The sequence below is a fragment of the Nocardia sp. 852002-20019_SCH5090214 genome (genome assembly GCF_001665865.1).
Taxonomy (GTDB): Bacteria; Actinomycetota; Actinomycetes; order Mycobacteriales; family Mycobacteriaceae; genus Nocardia; species Nocardia nova.
In genome coordinates, this window is record NZ_LZMK01000237.1 from 1 (window position 1) to 1,175 (window position 1,175).

Annotated in this window: 1 protein-coding gene; it reads right to left on the reverse strand. The window is 63.8% G+C overall.

The annotated features are described in order from the left end of the window. A partial coding sequence (locus A5780_RS19215; protein ID WP_156769559.1) for a condensation domain-containing protein occupies positions 1-1,175 on the reverse strand: 1,175 nt, incomplete at both ends.

The window sequence follows — 1,175 nt, forward strand, 5'->3', positions numbered from 1 at the left end:
TCGAGTACCGCGGTGATGGCGGTGATCGCTTGTGCCGAGCGTTGCATCAGTAGCCCGACCACGCATCCGGGACCCACCCCGTGGTCGGTGAGCAAGTGCGCCAGCCGGTTCGCGGCTTGCTCGAGCTGCAGGTAGGTCCAGGAGTCTTCGCCGCAGCTCAGTGCTGTTGCGTTGGGCGTGCGGGCCACTTGCGCGGCGAACAACTCGGGAACCGACGTCGCCGAGTGTGTGTGCGTGTGCAGTACGGCGCGGTTGCCGATTTCGTCCAGCCGGGTGTGTTCGGATTCGTCGAGCAGGTCCACCGACGACAATGACCGCCCCGGGTCGCGGGTGATGGCGATCAGTGTTCGTTCCAGCCGTTGGATGAGTGTATCGATGGTGGTGGCGTCGAAGATGTCGGTGCGGAATTCCACTGTGCCGGTAAGTCCGGCGGAGTCGCCGGTGTCGGTGAAGCGTTCCCCGAGGGAAAACGCTAGGTCCATGCGGGCGGTGTGGGTGTCCAACGGAAGCGAGGTGACGTCGAGGTCCTCGAGCTGCAACCCGGCGGTGGATTCGGTGTTCTCGGCGAAGTTCTGCCAGGCCAGCAGCACTTGGACGAGAGGATGATGCACCAGTGATCTGGCGGGGTTGAGGCGTTCGACAAGTACCTCGAACGGTATGTGTTGGTGCTCGAACGCTTCCAGGCTGCGTGTCCGGACCTGAGTCAGTAACTCGGTGAAGGTGGGATCGCCGGTCAGGTCGACTCGGAGGACGAGGGTGTTGACGAAGAAGCCGACCAATTCGTCGAGGGCGGGGTCGTCGCGGCCGGCGACCGCGAATCCGATTGCCACATCGGGGCTGGCGCTGATTGTGGACAGGAGGACCGCGATGGCGGCCTGGATCACCATGAAGCCGGTCGCGTTGTGTTCGCGCGCTGTTCGGTTGATCTGCTGCTGCAATTCCGCGGGCCATTCGACTTTCAGGCTCGCGCCGTGGTGGTCGGTAGTTGGTGGGTAGGGTCGGTCGGTGGGGAGTTCGAGGTGTTCGGGCATTCCGGCGAGGGTGTGTTCCCAGTACTCGAGTTCGGTGGTGATGGGGCTGTGGGGGTCGTGTAGGTCGCCGAGCCAGGTTCGTTGCCAGAGTGTGTAGTCGATGTATTGCACTGGCAGCGGTGCCCGATGCGGTGCGTGGCCGTG